The sequence below is a fragment of the Xaviernesmea rhizosphaerae genome, assembly GCF_001938945.1.
Taxonomy (GTDB): Bacteria; Pseudomonadota; Alphaproteobacteria; order Rhizobiales; family Rhizobiaceae; genus Xaviernesmea; species Xaviernesmea rhizosphaerae.
Genome location: NZ_MKIO01000024.1, coordinates 268,117 through 292,094 on the forward strand (window position 1 = coordinate 268,117; position 23,978 = coordinate 292,094).

Below are 23,978 nucleotides of genomic sequence, written 5' to 3' on the forward strand. Positions count from 1 at the left end.
TGCCAGGCTCCATTCTTCCTCCTTTGAAAGGCGCGCTTCAGGCGCTGCGGGTAGGCCGGTCGAAGATGCGGCGGCCGAAGAGGCTGGCGGTCAGCTCCACCAGGATGCGGGCGCTCTTGCCGCGATCGTCGAGGAAGGGATTGAGCTCGACGAGATCGAGCGAGCTCGCGCGCCCGCTGTCGCAGAGCATTTCCATGATCAGATGCGCCTCGCGGAAGGTGGCGCCGCCGGGAACGGTGGTGCCGACGCCGGGCGCCACGTCCGGATCGAGGAAATCGACATCGAGGCTGACATGCAAAAGCCCGTCCTCGGCTTCGACCGCCGCCAGGATCTCGCGGATGATGGCCGAGGCGCCCATCTCGTCCAGCGCGCGCATGTCATAGACATTGACGCCATGTTCGGCGACTTCCTCGCGCTCGCGCGCATCGACCGAGCGGATGCCGACCTGATAGACCCGGCGCGGATCGACCAGCGGGCGATCCTCGGGCAGGATGCCGCCGAGCCCGGCCTCGCCGCAGAAGAACGCCACCGGCATGCCATGCATATTGCCGGAGGGCGAGGTCTCCACCGAGTTGAAATCGGCATGGGCGTCAAGCCAGAGCACGAAGAGCGGGCGGTCGAGCGCTGCGGCATGGCGCGCCATGCCCGACACGCTGCCCATGGAGAGCGCGTGATCGCCGCCGAGCAGGATCGGCAGGGTGCCGGCCTGAGCGGCCTCGAAGGTGGCGGCTTCGATCGCGCGGGTAAAGCCGGCGACGGCGGCGAGGTTCTTGGCCTGGCAGCCCGGGCTAAGCTGAGCCTCCAGCCCTTCCACCGGCTTAGGCGCCAGATCGCCCTTGTCGGCGACGCTGAAGCCGAGCTCGCCCAGCACGCGGTCGACGCCGGCGATGCGCAGGGCGGTGGGGCCCATCACGCAGCCGCGCCGGCCCGATCCCTCTTCCAGCGGCACGCCGATCAGCGTCACGGGCGTCGGTTCGGCTCGGGTCATGGCTCTTGCTCCTGATTGACGATTGATGGGCACTTCCATACCCGAGCATCCATGACAGAATGGAGTTGGAAAACTGCGCAAAATGCCCGTCTGCCCTGGTGATTTTGCCCGTTCGATTGGCCGTTATGCAATGAGCGCTGCGCAAACGGCCACAAGCCGGCATCGGTCCGCATGCCTTCCCCGGTCAGCTGGGCGAAGGATGTTCGCCCGGCCATCGCCGGTCCACAAGGGATTCTCATCCGCCAGACCTGGTCTCAGTATTCCCGCTCGTAGAAGACGCCGGCGCCGCCGCCCTCGCTGCCGGCCTCGCCGCGCAGCTTGACGCCCTTGCCGACATCCAGGTTGATCACCGCCTTGGCCCCTTCGTCCGCGCTCTGCTTCAGCTCCAGATAGGTCCGGTCGTTGAGATAGCGCCCGACGCTGACCTGGGCGCCGCCGGCGGCATCGGTGGAGACGTCGAGATCATCGACGCCGAGCTGGTTGCGCAGGCTCTCGAGCAGCGAAGTCGAGCCGCCACCGGCGAGTTGCGCCACGGCGCTTGCAAGCTGGGCGATCTGCACCGGCGAGAGATTGGAGAGCGAGCGGCGGAAGATCAGCTGCGCCAGGATTTCGTCCTGCGGCAGGGCCGGCGACGAGCTGAAGACGATCTGCGGATCGTTGGCCTCGCCGGCAACGGTCACGGTCACCGTCGCCGTATCCGTGGTGGAGGTGGCGGACAGGTTGAGCGTCGGAATGAGACCGCCGCCAAAGGCGATTGTGCCCTGGCTGAAGACCAGCCGACGGCCGATCACGTCCAGCCGGCCGCGGCGCATGGTGAAGCCGCCGGAGACGGCCGGGGCCGCCGCCGTGCCGCGAATGGTCAGGTCACCGCCCAGTTCCGCGTCGATGCCGCGTCCGCGCACATAGAGCCGGCCCGGCGCCGAGATCTTGATGTCGAGCGCGATGCCGCGATCGCTGCGCTCGGCCGGCTGGCCCTGGTCCTTTGCCAGCACCTTCTCCATCCGCCGCACGCCCGGCGGCGCGTCGCGGTGCTTGATGTCGATTTCCGACAGGGTGCCTGGCAGGCGCTGCGGCACGGTGATTGCCGCCTTCTCGATGTTGATCTGTCCGGCGAGCGTCGGCTGGCCGAGGAGGGGCCCGCGTAAGGTCAGCGCCCCCGTGAGATCGGCGGTGACCAGCGTGCCGTCGACATAGGTGGCCTTGTCCATGCGCAAAGCGAGATCGGCCGGATAATTGGTGCCGGGCGCGTAACCGACGGTGCCGGTCACGCTGAGACTGCCGCCGGTGGCCAGACGGCCGGTCAGCCGGACGATCCGCGCCTGCTGGCCTTCCAGCACGATGGCCGCCGCCAGATTGTTGATCGTCTGGTTGCGGCGCACATCGGTCAGCCGCGCGCCTGACGTGTTCACCGTGCCGGAAATATCCGGTGCCGAAGCCGTGCCGCGGACAGTGATGTTGAGATCGGCGGTGCCCGAGGCGGTGAAGCCCTGTGCGGCCAGGATCGGCTCGGCCAGGCCGAAAGGCAGCTTGCCGGCAAAGCGCATGTCGAGAGGCCGGTTGCCGGAAAGCCCCAGCGTGCCGCCACCGCTGAAGCTCAAGCCGCCATTGCCCGTCAGCCGCGTATCGAGCCTGAGCACCTGCTGCGCCAGCTGGCCCTTGGCGGTGATCGCCAGCCCGCTGACGCCGGCCGCGCGGGTCTGGTCGAGCGAGGCGTCGCGCCAGCCGAGGTCGAAGGTCACGTCCGGCTGCGCGGCTGTTCCTCTGGCGGCGATGGTGCCGCTGATGGCGCCTTCCGCGCCGAGCGTCGGCGCGAAGCTGTTGATCAGGCGGGCAGGGACGGCATTCAGCTTGATGTCGAGATTGAGCGTCTGCCCGGTCGAGCCCGTCACACTCACCGTGCCGCCCGAGGCATTGATACGGGTATTGGCAAGCGTCACGGTGCCGTTCTCGATCCGGATCGCCGTCGGCGCTGCGAGATTGAGCGCGATCCGGCGCGGTGCTGCGCGCAGCTCCGCCAGATTGATCGTCAGCCTATCGCCGGCTGCGGCGACAGTGCCGCGCAGCACCAGCGGCGCATCGTCATAGCGGCCATTGACGGCAAAGCGCGTGGTGTCGCCGCTGCGGTCGAAATCGGCGGCAAGTCCGCTGACGCGGTTTTCACCTTGCGCCAGTGTCGCGATCTGCAGCTTGCCATTGATGGCGAGCTTCGACAGGTCGCTCACGGTCAGGTCCACCACTGGCCGCTCGATCAGGAGATCGCCGCGCTTCAGCCCGCTGCCATTGGCCTTCAGCACCAGGGAGGTGATCCCGTCCTTGGTGGCGATATCCGCCGCGCCGGACAGATCGCCGCTGGCCTGCTGCCCGGCCATCGCCGCGAGCAGGCTGATGTCAGGCAGGGTGAAGGTGAGCCGGCCGCTCGGGTGAAATTCACTGGTGAAGGCCAGCGCCCCGTCGATCCGGTTCGGCCCGACGGTGACGTTGAGCGTGGGCACGCGCGGGCCGCCGGTCTCGGCACTTTGGACCGCCACGTCGATGGCGACGGGCTGCCGGTCGATGCTGCCGGTGCCCTTGATCGTCGCCTGCGGTGCGGTGCGGCTGGCGGTGCCCGTGGCGGTGATGGCGAGATCGCGCAGGGGACGGCCGGCGAGCGTCGCCTCGGCAGCGTTCAGGCGCGCATCGAAAGCCGGCGCGGCTACGGGCCCCTTGGCGGATAGGGTAAAGCCGGCCGTTCCCTTGGCATTGCCGAGCAGCTTGCCGAGATCGGGGAAGCTGCCTTTGAGATCGGCCGCCAGCGTTTCGCCCTCGAGCGAAACCTCTCCCTGTGCCCGCACGCTGCCGGAATCGAGCGTCAGGCCCGAGACGGCCAGAGCGCCTGTCGCCGCACGGGACACGGTGGCCTTCAGGGCGAGCGGCGTATCGAGCCGGCTGGAGAGCGCCGGCGGCAGGGCGGCTGGCGGGGCCGTCAGCGCGACATCGGCTTTCAGCGTGCCGTCCGAAAGGGTGAAGGCGCCGGTGACGCGGCCATCGAGGCCTCCCGTGTCGAGCGTCACGGGCGCGAAGCGGATCTGTTCCGGCGTTGCCTCGATCTTGCCCTGAACCACCAGTGGCCCGGCCATGAGCCGGGCAAGGTCGGCATTGGGCGAGCGCAGACGCGCTGCTTCGATGCGGGTGGTGAGCGTGCCTTGCCGACCTGTCAGGTCGAAGCTTGGGCTTTCGGCCTTGAGCCGGATCGCTTCCAGCCGCGCCTGCGGCGTGGCGAGCCAGGCAACGTCGGCCGTGGCATCGATCCGCGCGGCGCTCATCGTGCCCTTGATCGTCGCCAGCGCCGAGGCAATCGCGACCCGGGTTTCGCCGCCGGCCATCGGCGTGGCGAACTCTACCGCCGGCTTGCCCTCGACCTTGAGCGTGATGTCAAGCGTCTCGCCGATCCGGCCCGACAAAGTGGCCTGTCCGCCCTTGAGCGCAATCACCGTCGAGGGCAGGTCGAGGCCGTTTCCGCCAAGCGAAAGCGTGGTGGGACGGTCGATATCCAGCGGAATGCCGCGCGGCGCGGCCTTCAGCGACTGGATGGTGAGCGAGGGCGCGCCGCCTGCGCTGGCTGCGCCGGCCGTGGCCTTCCCCTCGGCAGCCTTGTCCCCACCGAGGTCGATCGTGCCGCGCAAGGCAAGTGGCGCCGAATCATAAGTTCCGTCGACGGCAAAGGCAGTCTCGGCGCCGGTGGGGGCGCCCGCGCCGGGGTGCTGCAGCGTGATCGTGGCGTCCGCCACCTTGTTGTCGCCCTGCGCCAGTGTCTTGGCGGTGATCCGGCCTTCGGCGGCAAGCGCGGAGAGATCGCTGACCCTGACATCGATGCGCGGCTGGTCGATGACGACCGCGCCACGGCGGATCGCCTCCCCCTCCGCGACAAGCGCCACCGTGGGGCGACCACCCTTGGCGGCAAATTGGGCGGTGCCCTTGAGATTGCCCGAGAGCGCTTGTCCCTCACCGGTCTGGCCGGCCAGCGCGCCAATGGCGCCGAGATCGGGCAGGTCGAAGGCGAGCGAGCCTTGCGGCACCAGGTCGGGCGTAAAGGCCAGCGCGCCGTCGATCGTGTTGCTACCGATCCTGGCGGAAAGCGCCGGCAGGGCCAGCGTGCCATCGGCGCGCTTGAGCTCAGCCGTGGCCTCGACGGCCTGGCCGTTCAGCGCACCGGTGGCCTTGAGCGCGAGCGCCTGGTCCGGCGTGACCAGTCCATCGGCCTCGATCGCCAGAGTGTCGATCGCACGCCCCGCGACGACCGCGCGCTGTGCGCCGATGCGGGCTTTGAGCGCAAGCTGCGACAAGGGGCCGGAGAGATTGGCTGAGAATTGCGCCGCGCCGCTGGAGTTGGGCGCGAGCCGGCCGAGATCCGGCAGCGTGCCGGTCAGCGCCGCCGTCAGCTGCCCCCGGGCCAGCGTGGCGGAGCCGGCGGCGGTGAGGCCGGGAGAATTAAGCGCGAGATCGCGCAGATCGAGCGCGCCGTCATTGGTCCGGCTCAGGCGGCCTGAGAGCGCGACCGGGCCGCCGGTACGGCTTTCGACGGCTGCGGGAAGCCCGTTTCCGGCGATATCGAGATCGAAGGCGGCTTCGAGCTTGCCGTCGGCGCGGCCATAGAAGCCGCTGAGCGTGCCGTTCAGCGCCTGGCTTGCTAGGGCAAGCCGGTCGAAACGGATCACCTCGGGCGTGACATCGACAGGGCCCGACAGGCTCAGTGGCGCCTTGATCAATCGGTCGAGATCGGCACTGGCGAAGGCCGAGCGTTCGGCCGCCAGCGCCAGATCGAGCCGTCCGCGCTGCGCCGTCAGGTCGAAGGCGTCGGCGCGGGCCGAAAGCGTCGCCGCCTCGATGCGCGCCTGCGGCAGAGCGGCGCCGGCGAGTGCGGCGGAAAGGTCGATCCGTGCCGCCTGCGGCCGGCCGGTGATGGAGAGCGTGGCGCGGTCCAGCGTGATGTCGGCCTGTCCGCCCTCGACGGGGAGGCTGAGGGAAAGAGGACCGTTCGGGCCGGTCAGCTCCGCCTGCAGGTTGTTTTCGCCCGCCGTGGTGACGGCGCCCGATGCGTTGAAGCTCAGCGCGCCGGTCATGATCCGGCCGCGCTCGATGCGCAGAGGGGTCGTCGCATCCATTGAGGCCGCGAGATCGATCACCGTCTCGCCTTCAAACAGCGGACGGGTGGCAGGTGGCAGGAGACCGGCGAACCGGCCGCCGCCGGCCAGCGTGAAGCTGCGCACGCCTTCTGCGGTCAACTGATGGCGTCCGCTGAGGGAAAGCACGGTCTGCCCGTCCAGCGCGCCTGTGATGGCGCCCTGCCAGTCGCGTAGGGGGCCATTGCCTTTCAGCGTCAGCGCGACGGCGGGATTGCCGGGCAATTGCATCAGCCGGGCGAGGACGCCATCCTTCGGCTCGCTCACGGCGGCATCGAGGCGCAGGGCCTCTTCATTCGGCTGCCAGGCGAAGTCCGCCGTCAGCCGCGCCTCGGGCCGGGCCAGCTCGGCGGCGTCGATTTTGGCGGCGATGAGGGAGGAGCGAGCATCGACGCTGCCGGTCAGCGACAGGCGCTCGTCCTGCCCGACCAGCGCCTTGCCGATCAGAAGCTCGCGAATATCGATGGCGTCGGCCTTGATCTCGATCGGCAGGCTGAAGCCGCCGGAGGACGGCGCGCTCGGCTGGGTGGTCACGGGCTGGCGCTCGAAACTGGCGCGCTCGGCCGTCAGCCGGTCGGCTTCAAGCCGGCCGGACAGGAGTGCCAGCGGGTGCCAGGCAAGCTCGGCCTGTTCGATCGTCGCATAGGGCCCGCGGCTGTCGCTGATGACGATCCGGCCAGCGCGGAAATTGCCCGTCAGCAAGGGACCCGGCTCGGAAATGGCGATCTTCAGGTCCGGCGTGGCGGTCAGCCGCTCGACCAGGCCGGCGACGATGCGCGTGCCCGGCGTGGTGAGCCCAAGGAGGGCCACGGCGAAAACCAGGAGGACGAGGAGAAGGCCGAGGGCGGCCGCGAGCCAGCGCAGAACGCGTCCCGTCGTGCTCTTTGGCGTCATGATCTCGTCCTCTCTCGTCATTTCATCCTACCGGCCAGCCGTCCCGCGTGCCGAGCGTTGCCGCCTGGGCCCGATGCTGCGGCGGCGCAAGCCGGGATCACAAGCTCATCAGCAGGGCATCAAAAGGTCTGGCGCATCAGAAGGTCTGGCCGATCCCGGCATAGATGCCGTAGCGCGTGCCGCCGGGATAGGGGTTGAGCGGCAGGGCCACATCCACGCGAATGGGCCCGAAGCCGGTATTGTAGCGCACGCCGATACCGGCCCCGGCGCGGATATCGTTGAAATCGGGCACGGCTTTGGCGGAGACCGTCGCGGCATCGATGAAGGGCACCACGCTGATGGTCTCGGTCACGCCGATTCGCGCTTCCAGATTGATATTGACGTAGGAGCGCCCGCCCAGCTCGTCGCCCTTGGCATTCACGGGGCTGATCTCCTGATAGGCGTAGCCGCGCACCGTGCCGCCGCCGCCAAGGAAGAAGCGCCGCGTGGCCGGGATATCGTCCAGCGTGTCATCGCCACCGCCGACGATGCCGGCGGCCAGACGTGCTGCGAGCACCGTGCTTTCCTTCGTGCCGAAGCCGCGATAGCCGGTGATCGAGCCTTCGGTCGAGACGAAAGGCGTCTGGCCGTAGATCTCGTAGCTCGGCTTGATCGCCAGGCTCGCCCGATAGCCGGATTTGGGGTTGAGCTTGTCGTCGCGCGCGTCGCGGATGAACTCGATCGGCAGCGATGGCGTGAGATAATCGCGATTGCCGAAGGCATCCTCGATCGTTGCCCAGGCCACTTCGACACCGGCCGACACCGTGTCGGTATCGTTGAGTTCATAGCTCGCCATGCCGAGCCCCGTGACGGTCTTGGCCGTATACCCTTCCGGATCGAGCGCTGCGGCCTTCAGGCTGGCGGTGAACGAGGTGGGCGGACCGAAGGCGCCGGGCTCGACATAGGTGATGCCGGCCGAATAATCGAAATCGGTCACGTCCTTGATGCCGAGGCGGCTGACCTCGCCTTCGATGCGCAGCGATTCGGCCTCGCCGAACAGATTGCGATGGCCCCAATAGGCCTGGGCGCCGAAGCCGTCGGCCGAGGAATAATTGGCGCCAACGCCGAAATAGCGCTGCTTGCCTTCCGACACCTCGATGGTCAGCGGCAGGCCGCCGAGCGAATCCAGCGCCGTTCCTTCCTTGACCGAGATCGAGGAGAAGACGCCGAGCGCACGCAGACGCTCCTGCGCCTTGCGCAGCTCTTCCGGCGAATAGGGCTTGCGGGTGTCGAGCCGCGAATAGCGGGCGACGAATTCCGGGTTCATGCGCTTGGTGCCGGTCACGCCGACCGCGCCGAAGGTCGCCTGCGGCCCGCTCTCGGCGCCGAGCGTCACATCGACCGTGTCGTTGCTGTGATCGGCTACGGCCTGGCGCTCGGTCATTTTAGCGAAGGGATGGGCCGTCTGCTTGAGGTCATCGACAGCCTGGCGTCCGGCCTTGAGGATCACGGTGGAATCGGCCCTGCGGCCCGGCGCCAGATCGTAAGCCGCGGGATCGCTGCCGGCGATATCGCCGGTCAGATGCACCTTGCCGACAGAAAAGACCGGGCCGGGCGTGACATGCACCACCACGGGAATCGGCTGTCCGCGCGGGAAATCGGGGATCGGCGGCAGGCTGTCGATCGACTGGCCGTCGATGGTCATGTCGACCACGCCGCCATAGCGGGCCTGCTCGTAAAGCGCGGCGAGAAGCCGCTCGCGGTCGTCGCGCGCGCGGATGACAAGGCCGAGATCGCCGGATGCCGGCTGTTCCCGCTCCTGATAGAGCTGGGAGGCATTCTGCAGCGCTTCCGTCAGGTCCTCGTCCGCACCGGGCGCGTCGATCGTTACGGCATAGGGCACGGGGTCGCTGATCTCGGCGGCTGCCTGCTCCTCGTCGCTCTTGCCGAAGAAGTTGATGCCGAACAGCTTGAACGCATGGGCCTCGCCCACCGACAGGGGACCGGCCAGCGCGAGGCCGGCCGCAGCAAGGCACAGCCCCATCGTCTTCAAGCGGGTGCTGACGGATAGGCGGCTCATGACACGGCCCGTCTGTTGAAGGTCGAAGGGCCTTTCGGCAGAGGTGTCGCCGCATCGGCCTGGCTGCGCTAGCAAGTCAGGATCATCCATTCCCATAAAGACAAACTATACGTTGTTCACCCGCGGCTGAAGTCCAGTCGTCGTTTTTGATTAAAATTGGATGAATCGAGCCTTCCGGTGTGGCGTGGCGGGAACAGCCGGCCCATCCATCCGGCCCTCATCAAAAGAGAAAACCCTGCCGCGCGGGCAGGGTTTGCCTTTTTTCAGGAAATCGGGGTTCAGGAGATCAGGCCGGGTCCCGGGCTTTCGAGCCCGGGCGATCACCGGCTCCGGCGCGCCGGCTCAGCGGGGGCAGGCGTCGATATAGCGGCGGCCATAGCGGTCGCGGTAGTAGCACTGGCCGGGCTGCTCGGCGACCGAGCCGATGACCGCGCCGGAGACGCCGCCAATGGCCGCGCCGACGGCGGCGCCGCGCACATTGCCGGTGACCGCGCCGCCGATGATGGCGCCCGATACCGCGCCGATGCCGGCGCCCTTTTCCGTCTGGGTGCAGCTTGCCAGGCCGAGTGCGACCAGAACCAGCGCGATGGCTTTCTTCATTCTTCGTCTCCCTTTTGACGAAACGGCCGCGTCTTGCTCTCGCGCCGCTTTTTGATGATGGACGCGGCGCGCGTGGCGTCCTTGAACCCCCCGCGCCCTGATCGAGGATGGCGCATGTCCCTTGTGCGACCGCGGCTCCCCCTGTCCTGCAGCGGGAAAGAATAGTCAGCCGCGTGGCAATGTCCATTGTCTCCCACTGCGACCGGCACGCTTTTGCAATCGCCCTTTCGGAAGGGTTGCAAAAATCACGGTTGCCTGCCTGCGGGCTTATGCCCGTGCGACTGGCGAATTCTGGTGAGGGAGGCTGTTCCTTCACCTTTTCGATGGCACGATGGACCGGCGGCGGCACGACGGCACCCCCTTCCGGCGTCATTGACTGAAATCAATGACGGGGCGGGGCAAAGCTGGTAAAGGCTGTCCAGGATCAGGAATTTCGCCCCTCGCGGACCAATTGACGCAGCGGGCGGCTCCGGCACGGTTTGCGGTTGACGGGTAGACGCCCGAAGGCGCAGGCAGGGCGCGGATATCTGGAGACAGTGATGGATTTCGAAAGCTTCTTCAAATCGGAAATCGACGGGCTGCATCAGGAAGGCCGCTACCGCGTCTTTGCCGACCTCAAGCGTCAGCGCGGCGAATTTCCCAAGGCGCTGCGCCATACGGGCGAAGAGGCTGGTGAGGTCACCGTCTGGTGTTCCAATGATTATCTCGGCATGGGCCAGCATCCGGCCGTGATCGAGGCGATGAAGCAGGCGATCGACGAATGCGGCGCCGGCGCCGGCGGCACGCGCAACATTTCCGGCACCAACCATTACCACGTGCTGCTCGAGCGCGAGCTGGCCGACCTGCATTGCAAGGAAGCGGCGCTGCTCTTCACCTCGGGCTATGTGTCCAACTGGGCCGCGCTTGGCACGCTCTGTTCGCGCATTCCCGGCCTCATCGTCTTCTCCGACGCCGGGAACCATGCCTCGATGATCGAGGGCATCCGCCATTCCAAGTGTCAGCGGGTGATTTTCCAGCACAATTCGCTGGAGGATCTGCGCGCCAAGCTGATAGCGGCCGATCCGGCCGCGCCGAAGATGATCGCCTTCGAATCGGTCTATTCCATGGATGGCGATATCGCTCCGATCGCCGAGATCTGCGATCTGGCCGACGAATTCGGCGCCATGACCTATCTCGACGAAGTCCATGCCGTGGGCATGTATGGCCCGCGCGGTGGCGGCATTGCCGAGCGCGAGGGGATCATGCACCGGCTGACCGTGATCGAGGGCACGCTGGGCAAGGCTTTTGGCGTGATGGGCGGCTATGTCGCGGCCTCCACGGCGCTGTGCGACTTCCTGCGCTCTTTCGCGTCTGGCTTCATCTTCACCACGGCGCTGCCGCCGGCGCTGGCTGCCGGCGCGCTGGCCTCCATCCGCCACCTCAAGACCAGCCATGGCGAGCGCTTCGCCCACCAGTCGCGCGTGCGGCGCCTGCGGCACTGTCTTGATAAGAACGGCATTCCGCATCTCGACAATGCGAGCCATATCGTGCCGGTGATCGTCGGCGATGCCGCCAAGTGCAAGTGGATCTCCGACCTGCTGCTCGACAATTGGGGCATCTACGTCCAGCCGATCAACTATCCGACCGTGCCGAAGAAGACCGAGCGCCTGCGCATCACCCCCACGCCCTTGCATTCCGACGCCGATATCGACCATCTGGTCGGCGCGTTGCATGCGCTCTGGTCGCGTTGTGCGCTGGCGCGCGCCGTGGCCTGAGGCTCTCGGCCGGGTGCCCCTCGGGAAGCGCCCATCCAAGTGCCTTCACGCGACGATGACGAGCCGCCTTCGGGCGGCTTTGTCGTTTCAAGGGAGGCCAAGTTGCTGATGATCCACGTGAATCACCCTGAAGCAAGCGCATGGCTCATCCAGTCCTGCCGCTGGACAGGCTTGCTCTTTCCGGTCGCCGCGGCGTTTCAGGCCGCCCGCTCCAGGCGGCTGATCCGGTCTGCCGCACGGCTTCGTGCCTCGGCATCGGCGGCAAAGACCGCCTCGATCGTCTCGGCCGGCGGCCAGCCGGTCATCTCGTCCATCACCGCCTCGGCCACCTCGGCCATGGCGAGGAAGCCGATGCGGCCGGCGACGAAGGCGGCGCAGGCCACCTCTTCCGCCGCATTCATCACCGCGCTCTGCACCCCGCCGCGCTCCATCGAGAGGCGGGCGAGCCGCAGCGCGGGGAAGCGGACGTCGTCGGGCGCCTCGAAATCCAGCCGGGCCAGCTTGGCGAAGTCCAGCCGCTCGACATTGAGCGCCGGGCGGCGCGGATAGGCCAGCGCGTAGCCGATGGCGGTGCGCATGTCGGGCGCGCCGAGCTGGGCGATCACCGAGCCATCGCTGTAGCCAACCATGGAATGGATGATGGACTGGGGATGGACGATCACCTCGATCGCCTCCGGCGCCACGCCGAAGAGATGATGGGCCTCCACCATTTCCAGCGCCTTGTTGAACATGGTGGCGCTGCCGATCGAGATCTTCAGCCCCATGGACCAATTGGGATGGGCGCGGGCGCGCTCCGGCGTCACATGCGCCATCTCCTCGCGTGACATCTTGCGGAATGGGCCGCCCGATGCCGTCAGCACGAGGCGCTCCACCGCATGGCGCTGGCTCTCGTCGAAGGACTGGAAGATGGCGCTGTGCTCGCTGTCGACGGGGATCAGCGCGCCGCCGCCCTCCGCCACCGCCGCCACGAAGAGCGGCCCGGCCGAGACCAGACATTCCTTGTTGGCAAGCGCGATATCGGCACCGCGCGCGGCAGCCGCCAGCGTCGGCGCCAGGCCGGCCGTGCCGACGATCGCCGCCATCACCAGATCCGCCTCGCGCTCCGCCGCCTCCAGAAGCCCCGAGGGCCCGGCGGCCACCGCGATGCCGGTTCCGGCCAGCGCCGATTTCAGCGCCCCGTAGAGCCCCTCATCCGCCGTGACCGCAAGTCTCGCGCCTACCGCCTTGGCCTGCTCCGCCAGAAGCCCGATATTGGCATGCCCCGTCAGCGCCTCGACCTCGAAAGCCTCCCGCCCGCCGAGCTGGGCGATGACATCGAGCGTGTTGCAGCCAATCGATCCGGTGGCACCGAGGATGGTGATTTTCTGTGGAGCAGGTCTCTTCATCATTTAACAGCTACGTTCCGTAACGACAGGCCTACTTCTTACAGCCGCCGGGGTGTCCCACAAGCGATGCCGTGGTCAAGCAGATCAAACACAAGGCAAAGGCTTATACGCATAATTGCCCAAAAACGTCATGTCCTATAAGCAATTGCGTGGGCAGAATCGGGCTACGTAAGGCGGATAAAATGACGATTTCCAGCTATAATCAATTTGGCGGCGGTGGCATCAATAATCAGAAAATGGCCATCATTGGCGCTGCTGTTAACGCCTTTGAAAAGAGCATTCCTTTTGCTCTTCCAAGAATTTCAGAAATGGATCAGCTTAATAAAAATTACGAAAAGTATGACTATGCGGAAATATTTGATGAATCAATCATTCTTAGTATCCTGCGCGATCATAAAGTTGAAATTGTTCCTTTTTCTGATGCTGCTGAATTTGATATTTCTTATGAAGATTGCTTCTGGAAAACGTTTCATCTCTTTGAGAGTCGGGCGTTCTTAGAGGACAATGATCGGGGTAGGCTCATTTCAGGGTTGGTGAGGTCTTTTGTTCCTCGCGCAATTGAGAGCGCGCCGTTTTTGCGACTTAATGAAGCCATTCATAATCGAGATGGTGAGATTCTTTTCTGTCAATTCCGTATTGAAAATGATTGGATAGTTCATTGCGCAAATGAAATTGTAAAAGTTCGCTCGCCGTTTGAGGAGCTTTATGTGGACTACATGTCCATAGTTTTTAAAATAGCCAATACTTTCCCGAAGGTCAGAAATCTATTTGTATGTGCTGATGAGTTATCAATGCCGATTTCGAAGAATTTTCTTAAAGAAAACGTATGGAAGACTTTTGGTTTGCGGATTTTGTTTAAATCTGATTTCTTGGGACTTGATTCTTCTGAGTATTTTAGACCAAATGAGCAGTCTCTGATTGATATGGCGCTTTGTATGGATGGAAATGACTTCGTCGGGACGACCCGCTCTACATTCTCTAATATGGTATCGTTGCAGCGTTATTGTTCAAAACCCGCTGTTGGTCGGGCATTTGTGTACAATCACAGAAGTATTTTCCTTAAGCAGCGGCGCGATAATGGAGCGTCCGCTGCATTGGAGCAGGCAGTGGAGGTGAATGGACGTGAATTAATAATCAATGAGAGCGAGTTGGCTCGCCTTGTTGACGGTGATGTAAATCGTGTCCTTCAGCTACGACAAAACGCACATTTCTCTTTTGATTCAATGGTCGAGAATGGGGATTTCTTTGAGATTTCCAATGCAAAAATGGATAACTACATGAGTGTGCCCGGTGTGCTTTTCATAAGAAAAAATAATGCGATAATTCTTTAAGTGCGTGTCATTGCTTTCCTACTCGTCTACAAGATGAACACAGACCCAGAGGGCTAAATGCGTAAAATAGGCAGCGCTCGTGATGGAAAAATGCGTTGTCTGAGTGTAGGCGGATTGCAAGGACAATCTCGTCTTCAACTGGAAAATTTCTGAGGAAACACATGGCTGTCAGAAACTGGTACTTCGCGACGAATAACAATGGATTGTTGAATGCATTTGATCAAATTCAAGGGGCGGTGCTATCAGCTAAATCAAATACAACCTTGAAGCCATTTTGTATCCTGGATGATGATGGCGCTGACGACGTCACACTTCAGCGAATTAAATGGATCGAAGATCAAGGTGTTACAATTCATCGTCATCGCTCTACGATGCTGTCCGAGCTTGTTCCGGTGTTCGGCGACAAGATGAAAATTTATGGCGGGCACTGGCTGCGCTGTGACATCCCATTATTTGAACATGCCGATACCCATGTCTTATATACAGATATCGATGTTATATTTTTGAAGGATGTTGTAGAAACGGCCCCAAAGCCAAAAGTAATTGCTTGTGGTCCTGAGCATAACAAGGGTGATTACAGCTATTTTAACTCAGGCGTCATGATCATGAATGTGGAGGCTTTCGCGAGAAAGCGCGTCGCCTTGGTTGAGGCTTTAAAGGGGCGCCTTTCAACTACGGCTCCTTATGACGATCAAACTTTGCTCAATGATGTTTTTCGTGGCGAATGGGATCACCTTTCAGACGAATGGAACTGGAAGCCGTATTGGGGCAGAAATGATGAAGCGAAGATACTGCATTTTCATGGACCGAAGCCCGCTAATGCGACGGTGATGCAGGCGGGAAATCAGGATATCTTCGGTCCTGATTTCAAGACTATATATAACCGTAGTCCTGAAGGGTACGCCTACTACGTTCCTGTTTTTGAAAAATATCAGGAATAACGGCATGCGATGCAGTATGTGTATCGACGTATAGATGTGTTGGAGACCCTTGATTTTTAGTTTCAGGGGTCTCTTCTTTCTTTAGTGTTGTCTTTTAGGAGTTGTCCGTGAACAATCCGCAACGCTGTGATTTAACGCCATAATTTTCAACTTTGAAGAATAGATTTTTGCAAGTTTTCCCGGTTTCGGGCCACAGAAACTTGCAAATTGCATGTCCGAGCAAACCATGATTCCCTGCTTCTGGCAGGGTTCTTCACGGGAGACCAAGATAGAGCGCCCCATATTGGCGTTCTATTTCGTTTGATAACGGGATCTGACGTCACGTAGTGCTATTATAAATTCATTAATGTCTGTTGATAGCATGCTGGGCAGCAGCTTTTCGACTGTATAGTCATCAAGATCCCACCAGGCGAGCTCCAGCAGACTCGCAATAGCGTTTTCGTCGAACCTATATTTCGCGACTTTCGCCGGGCTTCCTACAGCGATAGCATACGGCGGTATGCTCTTCGTTACAACGGCGCGTCCTCCGACAACGGCCCCATGGCCTATAGTCACTCCTGATCCTATAAAAACATCAGAACCGATCCAGACATCACTGCCTATTACAACGTCTCCCTTTGACCGATGATCATTTACGCCTTCTGGCGCGTTCCAATAATGTCGTAATGAAGCAAAGGGATATGTCGTAGCAAAATCAGTCCTGTGGTCGCCAAAAGATATTCTGCAACCTTCTGCAATTGAGCAGTATTTTCCGATAACGAGTTTCGACATGCCTTTCTCAATAAACGATGGCAAGCCGTATGTATGATCTCCGATTTCCCAGCCAAGATCACGAATTTCATTTGCTAAGTCGAACTTTGTCCGTCCATACGTGCGATGAATGGCACCATTTTCTATTAGAATAAGCCTAACTTCGTTATTTGGAATGTGAAAGGCTTCTAGCCGCATGCGACCATCCACGGACGCATAAGGATAGAAATTTGCAGTATTAACATTGTTTATGTCAAATACCGCAACCCTGCCTGCCTCAAGCGCCCAGAAAACTTCATTTCCACCTTGGACGCCCATAATTGTACCATTGTCGCAGAATTGGAGCTTCTCTGTGCCGATGTATCCGCTCTCGGTGGAAAATTGCCAGTAGGTGCCAATTAGCTTCTCTCGCGTGGGAAGCGTCAAAGTCTGACTCACTCAGTGCTCCATCTCAGTTCTTAAATAGGAAATTGATAGTCAACGACGTCGGTCGCCAGTAGTGCATGAGATGGTGTATTGCAAGCATCGTTGATGTTATTGGAAGATGTTGCTGCAAAATCAGCAGCATATGGCCAAGCCATTTGGTGATCCCGGCGCGATTCGAACGCGCGACCCCCAGATTAGGAATCTGGTGCTCTATCCTGCTGAGCTACGGGACCAGCCCGCGGAATCCTTACAAAAGCTTGACCGGAAAGCCAAGCCCCTAATGGCGGATGTCACCTTCCTGCATCGGCGCATAAAAACGTTTTGATTCTGCCCGTCCACCCTCTTTCGCTCCCGCGGGCGGCAGTGCTAAGCAGGCTGTCGACAGAAGGGGCAGGCCCGCCGGCCGCCCTTGTCGGGGTGACGATGCGGGGAGAAGGGCGCATGGCTATGCGGATCGGAATCGACTGGGGTGGAACGAAGATGGAGGTCGTCGCGCTCGACGCTGCGGGCGCGGTGCGTGCGCGCCATCGCCACGAGACCCCGCGCGATTACGCCGCCTGCATCCAGACGGTGCAGGATCTCGTGGCCCTGGCCGAGGCGGATGCGGGTGAGCGCTGCACGGTGGGCATCGGCATTCCCGGCAGTCCCAATCCGCGCACGGGCCTGGTGCGCAATTCCAATGCCGTGATCATCAATGGCAAGCCGCTCGGACGCGATCTCGAAGCCGCGCTCGGCCGGCCGGTGCGCCTGGCCAATGACGCCAATTGCCTGGCGATCTCGGAAGCCGTCGATGGCGCCGGCGCGGATCAGCGCGTGGTCTTCGGCGTTATCGTCGGCACCGGGCATGGCGGCGGCATCGCCATCGACAAGCGGGTGCATGCGGGCTTTCAGGGCATTGCCGCCGAGATCGGCCATTATTCGCTGCCCTGGATGACGCCATCAGAATATCCCGGCCTGACCTGTTGGTGCGGCAAGAAGGGCTGCCTCGACATGTATGCCTGCGGCACCGGGCTCGAGCTCGACTATGCCGAGGTGACCGGCGCGCGCATCAAGGGCCGGGCGATCATCGAGGCCAAGCGGGCCGGCGATGCGGTCGCGCTTGCCGTCTATGAGCGCTTCATCGACCGTCTCGCCCGCTCGCTGGCGCTGCTCACCAACATCGTCGATCCCGATGTCTTCGTGCTCGGCGGCGGCATGTCGAATGTGGACGAGGTCTATACGGATCTGCCGGGCCGGATCCTGCCCTATCTCTTCGGCGACAGTTTCGAGACGCCGATCCGCAAGGCGCTGCATGGCGACAGCTCCGGCGTGCGCGGCGCCGCCTGGCTCTGGCAGGATGGCGATGAGGATCCCCGCCGACCCGCATGAGGGCGGGGGCTGTGCCGGCGGGCGGGCAAAAGACCCGTCGGCCGCTTCAGGGCGGGGGAGGGGCCTCTTTCCTGCCGGAGTTCTCCTTCCCGCAAGGGCTTTCCTTTCTGCCAAGGCTGGGGATGGTTCGTCCCGCCCGGTCACAGCAGAGGAGGGGAGGGGGCTTGCCATCGGCAGGCCATACGGGCTTGTCTGGCATCGCCCCGGCATCGGGCCGGCGCATATGCTTCGGGAGGAATGAGAGATGAGCATCGAGCAGGATCTTGCCGTGATTGCCGAACAGGAGGCCAGGCTGGTCTTCCCCGCTTTCGATACGGAACGTGCCTTGTCGCTCGGCCTGCGTCTGCGGCAGATGGCGCTTGCGCGGCAGGCGCCCGTCGTCATCGATGTCAGCCTCGTCTCCATGCCGCTGTTCTTCACAGCACTTGCCGGCGCCACGCCCGACAATCCCCATTGGGTGCGGCGCAAGCGCGCCTGCGTCTTCCGCTTCTTCCGCGCGAGCTATGGCGTCGGCCTGTCGCTCAAGCTTAAGGGCAGCACGCTGGCCGAGACCTTCGGCCTTGATGATGCCGATTATGCCGCCCATGGCGGCAGCTTCCCCATCACGCTTGCCGGCGCCGGCTGCATCGGCGCCGTCACCGTCTCGGGCCTGCCGCAGCGCGACGACCATGCGCTAGTGACCGCCGCGCTGGCCGAGGAACTGGGCCTTGACCCCGCATCGCTTGCCCTGCCGGGGTAGTCGGGCCTCGTCCTGACCCCGCGCCGGGCTCTCCTTTCATCCATCTAAGAGTCGATCATGGACATTCGCCGTCAATCCGAGGATCTCCGCCGCTGGCTGACCGAGCAGGCTTTGCCGCTCTGGTCGGCAACAGGCTATGACACCGCCCGCGGCGGCTTCGTCGAAACCATCGCGCTCGATGGCGCGCCGACGCAGGCCCACCGCCGCGCGCGGGTCCAGCCGCGTCAGGTCTATTGCTTCGCCGAGGCCGGGCGGCGTGGCTGGACGGGCGACTGGGCGCGCATCGCCACCGACGGTCTCGCCTATTTCGACCGCGTCTATCGCCGGGAGGATGGATTTTACGGCGCGCTCGCCAGCGCCGGTGGGCAGATGATCGACGACAGCTTCGATATCTACAACCAGGCCTTCGCCTTTCTGGCTTTCGCCTATCTCGCCCGCGTCTTCCCCGCCCGTCTGGAAGAAATGGCCGGGCGCAGCAACGCCTTGCGCGTCGCGCTGGAGCAGCGTGTGCGCCATCCGGTGGCCGGCTTCGAGGAGGACCAGCCGCCGCGCCTGCCGCTCTGCTCCAATCCGCATATGCACCTGTTCGAGGCGGCGCTCGCCAGCGAGGAGGTCGAAGGCTTCGACCAGGCCGCCTGGGCCAATCTCGCCGACGAGATCGCCCAACTGGCCATGGACCGCTTCATCGACCAGGACAGCGGCGCGCTGCGCGAATTCTTCGATCACGACTGGCAGCCGATGCCGGGCGAGAAGGGCCGCATTGTCGAGCCTGGCCATCAGTTCGAATGGGCCTGGCTCCTCACCCGCTGGGGCGAGCGGCGCGGCCATGCAGGCGCCTTGGCCAAGGCGCGCCGCCTGTTTGCGATCGGCGAGGCGCATGGCATCTGCCCGACGCGCAAGGTCGCCGTCATGCAGCTGCTCGACGATTTCTCGGTCCATGATCCGGTCGCCCGCCTCTGGCCCCAGACCGAATGGCTGAAATCGGCGATCCGCTTCGCCGCGCTGACGGAAGGCGCCGAGCGGGAGGCTTATCTCGTCTCGGCCGGCCGGGCGATCGCCGCGCTGATGCCGTTCCTCGATACGCCCGTCGTCGGCCTCTGGCGCGACAAGCAGAAGCCCGATGGCATCTTTATCGATGAGCCTGCGCCTGCCAGCACCTTCTATCATATTCTCTGCGCCATCTATGAGCTGGAGGATTGCCTGAGACGGTTCTGAACACTGGTATGTTGACATAAACATATCTTTATGTGATCGCTCCTGATCACGATCCGTTTCGGCGCCGCTCTTGCGCGTGCCGGAGCGGCGACCCATAGTCACGGGGTGCGGCGGGATGCTTCGGCATCCCTGCCGCAATGCGCGCCCGGCAAGAGGAGCACCGCCATGTCCGCTATCGACGCCCTGTTCGCCGAGGCCGCACCGCAAGACCGCCGCGCCGATGTGCGCGCCACGCTGCTCTCCGCCGCGCGCGAGCGCATCCTGATCATGGATGGGGCCATGGGCACCGAGATCCAGCAGCTGAAGCTGGAGGAGGACCATTTCCGCGGCGACCGCTTCGTCGATTGCGCCTGCCATCTCAAGGGCAACAACGATCTCCTGACGCTGACGCAGCCGCAGATGATCGAGGATATCCATTACGCCTATGCCATGGCCGGGGCGGATATCCTGGAGACCAACACCTTCTCCTCCACCTCGATCGCCCAGGCCGATTACGGCATGGAGGCGGAAGTCTATGCGCTGAACCGCGACGGCGCCCGGCTGGCGCGCCGCGCGGCGATCCGCGCCGAGCAGACGGATGGGCGCCGCCGCTTCGTTGCCGGCGCCATCGGCCCGACCAACCGCACGGCCTCGATGTCGCCTGATGTCAACGATCCCGGCTTCCGCGCCGTGACCTTCGATGATCTGACGACGGCCTATGCCGAGCAGATCCGCGGCCTGATCGAGGGCGGCGCCGATCTCCTGCTTATCGAGACGATCTTCGACACGCTGAATGCCAAGGCCGCCTATTTCGCCGCCACCATGGTCTTCGAGGAGGTCGGCTTCGAGCTGCCGGTGATGATCTCCGGCACGATCACCGACCAGTCGGGCCGCACGCTTTCGGGCCAGACGCCGACCGCCTTCTGGCACTCGCTGCGCCATGCCCGGCCGATCTCCTTCGGCCTCAATTGCGCGCTCGGCGCCGATGCCATGCGTCCGCATCTGGCCGAACTCTCGCCGATCGCCGACACGCTGATCTGCGCCTATCCCAACGCCGGCCTGCCCAATGCCTTTGGCGAGTACGACCAAGGGCCGGAGCAGATGGCCGCCCAGGTTCTGCGCTTTGCCGAGGAAGGGCTGGTCAATATCGTCGGTGGCTGCTGCGGCTCGACGCCGGCCCATATCCGTGCCGTGGCGGAAGCCATTGCTGGCCGGACGCCGCGCGCCATCCCCGAGGTCGCGCCGCGCATGCGCCTGTCGGGCCTGGAGCCCTTCACGCTGACGGCGGAGATTCCCTTCGTCAATGTCGGCGAACGCACCAATGTCACGGGATCGGCCCGCTTCCGCAAGCTGATCACGTCAGGCGATTTTACCGCGGCGCTCGCGGTCGCGCGCGACCAGGTGGAAAACGGCGCGCAGATTATCGACATCAACATGGATGAGGGCCTGATCGATTCGAAGGCGGCGATGGTCTCCTTCCTCAATCTGGCCGCCGCCGAGCCCGATATCGCCCGCGTGCCCGTGATGATCGACAGCTCCAAATGGGAGGTGATCGAGGCGGGCCTCAAATGCGTTCAGGGCAAGCCGCTGGTCAATTCGATCTCGCTGAAGGAGGGGGAGGAGAATTTCCTCGCCCAGGCCCGCCTCTGCCGGGCCTATGGCGCGGCCGTCGTCGTCATGGCCTTCGATGAGCAGGGCCAGGCCGATACCCAGGCACGCAAGGTGGAGATCTGCACCCGCGCCTACCGCCTGCTGACGGATAAGGTCGGCTTCCCGCCCGAGGATATCGTCTTCGATCCGAATATTTTCGCGGTCGCCACCGGCATCGAGGAGCATGACAATTACGGCGTCGACTTCATCGAGGCGACGCGGGCGATTCGCACCGGCCTGCCGCATGCGCATGTCTCGGGCGGTGTGTCCAACCTGTCCTTCTCCTTCCGCGGCAATGAGCCGGTGCGCGAGGCCATGCATGCCGTGTTCCTCTATCATGCCATTCAGGCGGGCATGGACATGGGTATCGTCAATGCCGGCCAGCTCGCCGTCTATGAATCGATCGAGCCGGAACTGCGCGAGGCCTGCGAGGATGTGGTGCTCAACCGCCGCGCCGATTCCACCGAGCGCCTTCTGGAGATGGCCGAGCGCTTCAAGGGAACAGGCGCCAAGGAGGCGAAGACGCGCGATCTCGCCTGGCGCGACTGGGCCGTGGAAAAGCGGCTCGAACATGCGCTTGTCAATGGCATCACCGACTTCATCGCCGAGGATACGGAAGAGGCGCGCCTCAACAGCGAGCGGCCGCTGCATGTGATTGAAGGGCCGCTGATGGCCGGCATGAACGTGGTCGGCGACCTCTTCGGCGCCGGCAAGATGTTCCTGCCGCAGGTGGTCAAGTCCGCCCGTGTGATGAAGCAGGCCGTGGCCGTGCTCCTGCCCTATATGGAGGCGGAAAAGGCGGCGGCCCGGGCCGCAGGCACGCAGGCCGAGGGGCGCAGCACGGCCGGCCGCATCCTGCTCGCCACCGTCAAGGGCGATGTCCACGATATCGGAAAGAACATCGTCGGCGTCGTTCTGGCCTGCAACAATTACGAGATCATCGATCTCGGCGTGATGGTGCCGGCCGCCAGGATCCTCGACACCGCGCGGAGCGAGAAGGTCGATATCATCGGCCTGTCGGGCCTGATCACGCCCTCGCTCGACGAAATGGCCTTCCTCGCCGCCGAAATGGAGCGGGAAGGCTTCGACGTGCCGCTGCTGATCGGCGGGGCGACGACAAGCCGGGTGCACACGGCCGTCAAGATCGATCCGAACTACCGGCGCGGCGCCACCGTCTATGTGCCGGATGCCAGCCGCGCCGTCGGTGTCGTCTCGCAGCTGCTGTCGCCGGAAGCCCGAGACGGGTTCATCGCCGAGACCAAGGCCGAATATGGCCGCGTCGCGGAAAAGCATCGCAAGAACGAGGCCGACAAGCAGCGTCTGCCGATCGCCAAGGCCCGCGCCAACCATCACCGGAGTGATTGGTCCGCCTATCAGCCGGTCAAGCCCAGCTTCCTCGGCACGCGGGTGTTCGACGGCTGGGATCTGGCCGAGCTGCGCCGCTATATCGACTGGACGCCGTTCTTCCAGACCTGGGAGCTGAAGGGCAGCTATCCGGGCCTGCTCGAGGATGAGCGTCAGGGCGAGGCGGCACGCCAGCTCTATGCCGATGCCCAGGCCATGCTCGACAAGATCGTTGCGGAAAAATGGTTCGTGCCGCGCGCGGTGGTCGGCTTCTGGCCGGCCAATTCGGTCGGCGACGACATCCGCCTGTTCACCGGCGAGGATCGTTCGGAAACGCTCGCAACCTTCTTCACCTTGCGCCAGCAGATGACCAAGCGCGACGGCCGGCCGAATGTGGCGCTGTCGGATTTCGTCGCGCCGCTGGAAGGCGGTCCGGGGGATTATGTCGGCGGCTTCGTCGTCACTGCCGGCTTCGAGGAGATCGCCATTGCCGAACGCTTCGAGCGTGCCAATGACGATTATGCCGCGATCATGGTCAAGGCGCTGGCCGATCGCTTCGCCGAAGCCTTTGCCGAGCGCATGCATGAGCTGGTGCGCCGCGAGCTCTGGGGCCATGCCGCGGATGAGACCTATCGCCCGGAAGAGCTGATCGGCGAGCCCTATGCCGGCATTCGTCCGGCACCCGGCTATCCGGCCCAGCCTGATCACACCGAGAAGGTCACGCTGTTCAAGCTCCTGGATGCCGAAGCGCGCATCGGCGTTCAGTTGACCGAGAGCTATGCCATGTGGCCGGGCTCTTCCGTTTCCGGCCTCTACATCGCCCATCCCGAAGCCTATTATTTCGGCGTGGCCAAGGTGGAGCACGACCAGGTCGCCGATTATGCCCGGCGCAAGGGCATGACGATCGAGGCGATCGAACGCTGGCTCTCGCCGATCTTGAACTACACGCCGTCGAACCGCTCGCAAGCGGCATGATCCGAAAGCCGGTCCCTCCAAGGGGCCGGCTTTTTTCGTGGTCGGGCGGGCAGATCCGCCCTCGGCAGGACCCGATCGATCCGGCCGTTTCGATCCGACGAGCGGCACCCCGGCGATCCATGGGGCCGGGATCCGAGCGGAAATGCCGGTCCGGGACCGCAAATCGGCGCTTTCTCCGCGTCTGATGGTCCGGGCGATGCCAAGGGGCTCTGGTAGCCTGCCTCCGCAATGGGCAGAATGCACAAGGAAAAGACAGAAATTTCATCGGAAAATCATAGGCTTATTATTTTTCGTCATTTTTCTGTTTTGTTTTGTGTTGACGGCGGGGCGGGAGGGGGCATATAAGGCGCTCATCGAACGAGGGGCTGCGGCGCTTCTGGCGCTGGTGCCTCTCGCTTCTGTTTTCTGGACTGACGGTTTT

General features: G+C 63.5%; 14 protein-coding genes and 1 tRNA gene. 8 read left to right on the forward strand and 7 right to left on the reverse strand.

From position 1 onward, the window contains the following. Positions 1 to 37 precede the first annotated feature (37 nt). The 4 genes from rocF to BJF92_RS08390 all read right to left on the reverse strand — a co-directional run bounded on the left by rocF (position 38) and on the right by BJF92_RS08390 (position 9,700). Complete coding sequence (rocF, locus tag BJF92_RS08375) at positions 38 to 988, reverse strand: arginase (protein WP_075634276.1); 951 nt, start codon at positions 986 to 988, stop codon at positions 38 to 40. 254 nt (positions 989 to 1,242) lie between these two features. Next, positions 1,243 to 7,041 carry a translocation/assembly module TamB domain-containing protein gene (locus BJF92_RS08380; protein WP_075634277.1) on the reverse strand — a complete coding sequence of 1,933 codons (5,799 nt, stop codon included), beginning with the start codon at positions 7,039 to 7,041 and terminating at the stop codon, positions 1,243 to 1,245. A 136-nt stretch (positions 7,042 to 7,177) separates the two neighbouring features. Continuing rightward, on the reverse strand, positions 7,178 to 9,100 hold the full coding sequence (locus BJF92_RS08385) for an autotransporter assembly complex protein TamA (protein ID WP_078057926.1): 1,923 nt from the start codon (positions 9,098 to 9,100) through the stop codon (positions 7,178 to 7,180). A gap of 342 nt (positions 9,101 to 9,442) precedes the next feature. Then, entirely contained in the window at positions 9,443 to 9,700 is a 258-nt protein-coding gene (locus BJF92_RS08390) for a YMGG-like glycine zipper-containing protein (protein WP_075634279.1), read from the reverse strand. Positions 9,701 to 10,239: 539 nt separating this feature from the next. Between BJF92_RS08390 and hemA the strand changes: the two genes are divergently transcribed. Further along, positions 10,240 to 11,454 (forward strand): 5-aminolevulinate synthase, encoded by a 1,215-nt coding sequence (gene hemA / locus BJF92_RS08395; RefSeq protein WP_075634280.1) that lies wholly within the window; start codon positions 10,240 to 10,242, stop codon positions 11,452 to 11,454. Between the two features lie 197 nt (positions 11,455 to 11,651). Here the strand turns inward: hemA and dxr are convergent, their stop codons facing one another. Then, positions 11,652 to 12,842 carry a 1-deoxy-D-xylulose-5-phosphate reductoisomerase gene (dxr, locus tag BJF92_RS08400; protein ID WP_143523970.1) on the reverse strand — a complete coding sequence of 397 codons (1,191 nt, stop codon included), beginning with the start codon at positions 12,840 to 12,842 and terminating at the stop codon, positions 11,652 to 11,654. A 179-nt stretch (positions 12,843 to 13,021) separates the two neighbouring features. Here dxr and BJF92_RS25100 point away from each other — a divergent pair, with 179 nt between their 5' ends. Both BJF92_RS25100 and BJF92_RS08410 read left to right on the forward strand, forming a co-directional pair. Then, positions 13,022 to 14,170, forward strand: coding sequence for an O-fucosyltransferase family protein (locus tag BJF92_RS25100; RefSeq protein ID WP_143523971.1), 1,149 nt, complete (start codon positions 13,022 to 13,024; stop codon positions 14,168 to 14,170). Positions 14,171 to 14,331: 161 nt separating this feature from the next. Continuing rightward, a complete protein-coding gene (locus BJF92_RS08410; protein WP_078057927.1) occupies positions 14,332 to 15,111 on the forward strand; it encodes a glycosyltransferase in 780 nt (259 codons plus the stop codon). Positions 15,112 to 15,402: 291 nt separating this feature from the next. Here the strand turns inward: BJF92_RS08410 and BJF92_RS26245 are convergent, their stop codons facing one another. Further along, positions 15,403 to 16,299: a CatB-related O-acetyltransferase gene (locus BJF92_RS26245; protein WP_280938376.1), complete on the reverse strand. Its 897-nt coding sequence runs from the start codon at positions 16,297 to 16,299 to the stop codon at positions 15,403 to 15,405. Between the two features lie 144 nt (positions 16,300 to 16,443). After that, positions 16,444 to 16,520, reverse strand: a tRNA-Arg gene (locus tag BJF92_RS08420). Between the two features lie 214 nt (positions 16,521 to 16,734). Between BJF92_RS08420 and BJF92_RS08425 the strand changes: the two genes are divergently transcribed. The 5 genes from BJF92_RS08425 to BJF92_RS25855 form a co-directional block, all read left to right on the forward strand. Further along, complete coding sequence (locus tag BJF92_RS08425) at positions 16,735 to 17,655, forward strand: ROK family protein (RefSeq protein ID WP_075634283.1); 921 nt, start codon at positions 16,735 to 16,737, stop codon at positions 17,653 to 17,655. Positions 17,656 to 17,899: 244 nt separating this feature from the next. After that, on the forward strand, positions 17,900 to 18,394 hold the full coding sequence (locus BJF92_RS08430) for a heme-degrading domain-containing protein (RefSeq protein WP_075634284.1): 495 nt from the start codon (positions 17,900 to 17,902) through the stop codon (positions 18,392 to 18,394). Between the two features lie 57 nt (positions 18,395 to 18,451). Beyond that, positions 18,452 to 19,609: an AGE family epimerase/isomerase gene (locus BJF92_RS08435; RefSeq protein ID WP_075634285.1), complete on the forward strand. Its 1,158-nt coding sequence runs from the start codon at positions 18,452 to 18,454 to the stop codon at positions 19,607 to 19,609. A 165-nt stretch (positions 19,610 to 19,774) separates the two neighbouring features. After that, positions 19,775 to 23,557 carry a methionine synthase gene (metH, locus tag BJF92_RS08440; protein WP_075634286.1) on the forward strand — a complete coding sequence of 1,261 codons (3,783 nt, stop codon included), beginning with the start codon at positions 19,775 to 19,777 and terminating at the stop codon, positions 23,555 to 23,557. A gap of 142 nt (positions 23,558 to 23,699) precedes the next feature. Beyond that, on the forward strand, positions 23,700 to 23,978 hold a 279-nt coding region (locus BJF92_RS25855; protein ID WP_210187601.1), incomplete at its 3' end, for a hypothetical protein.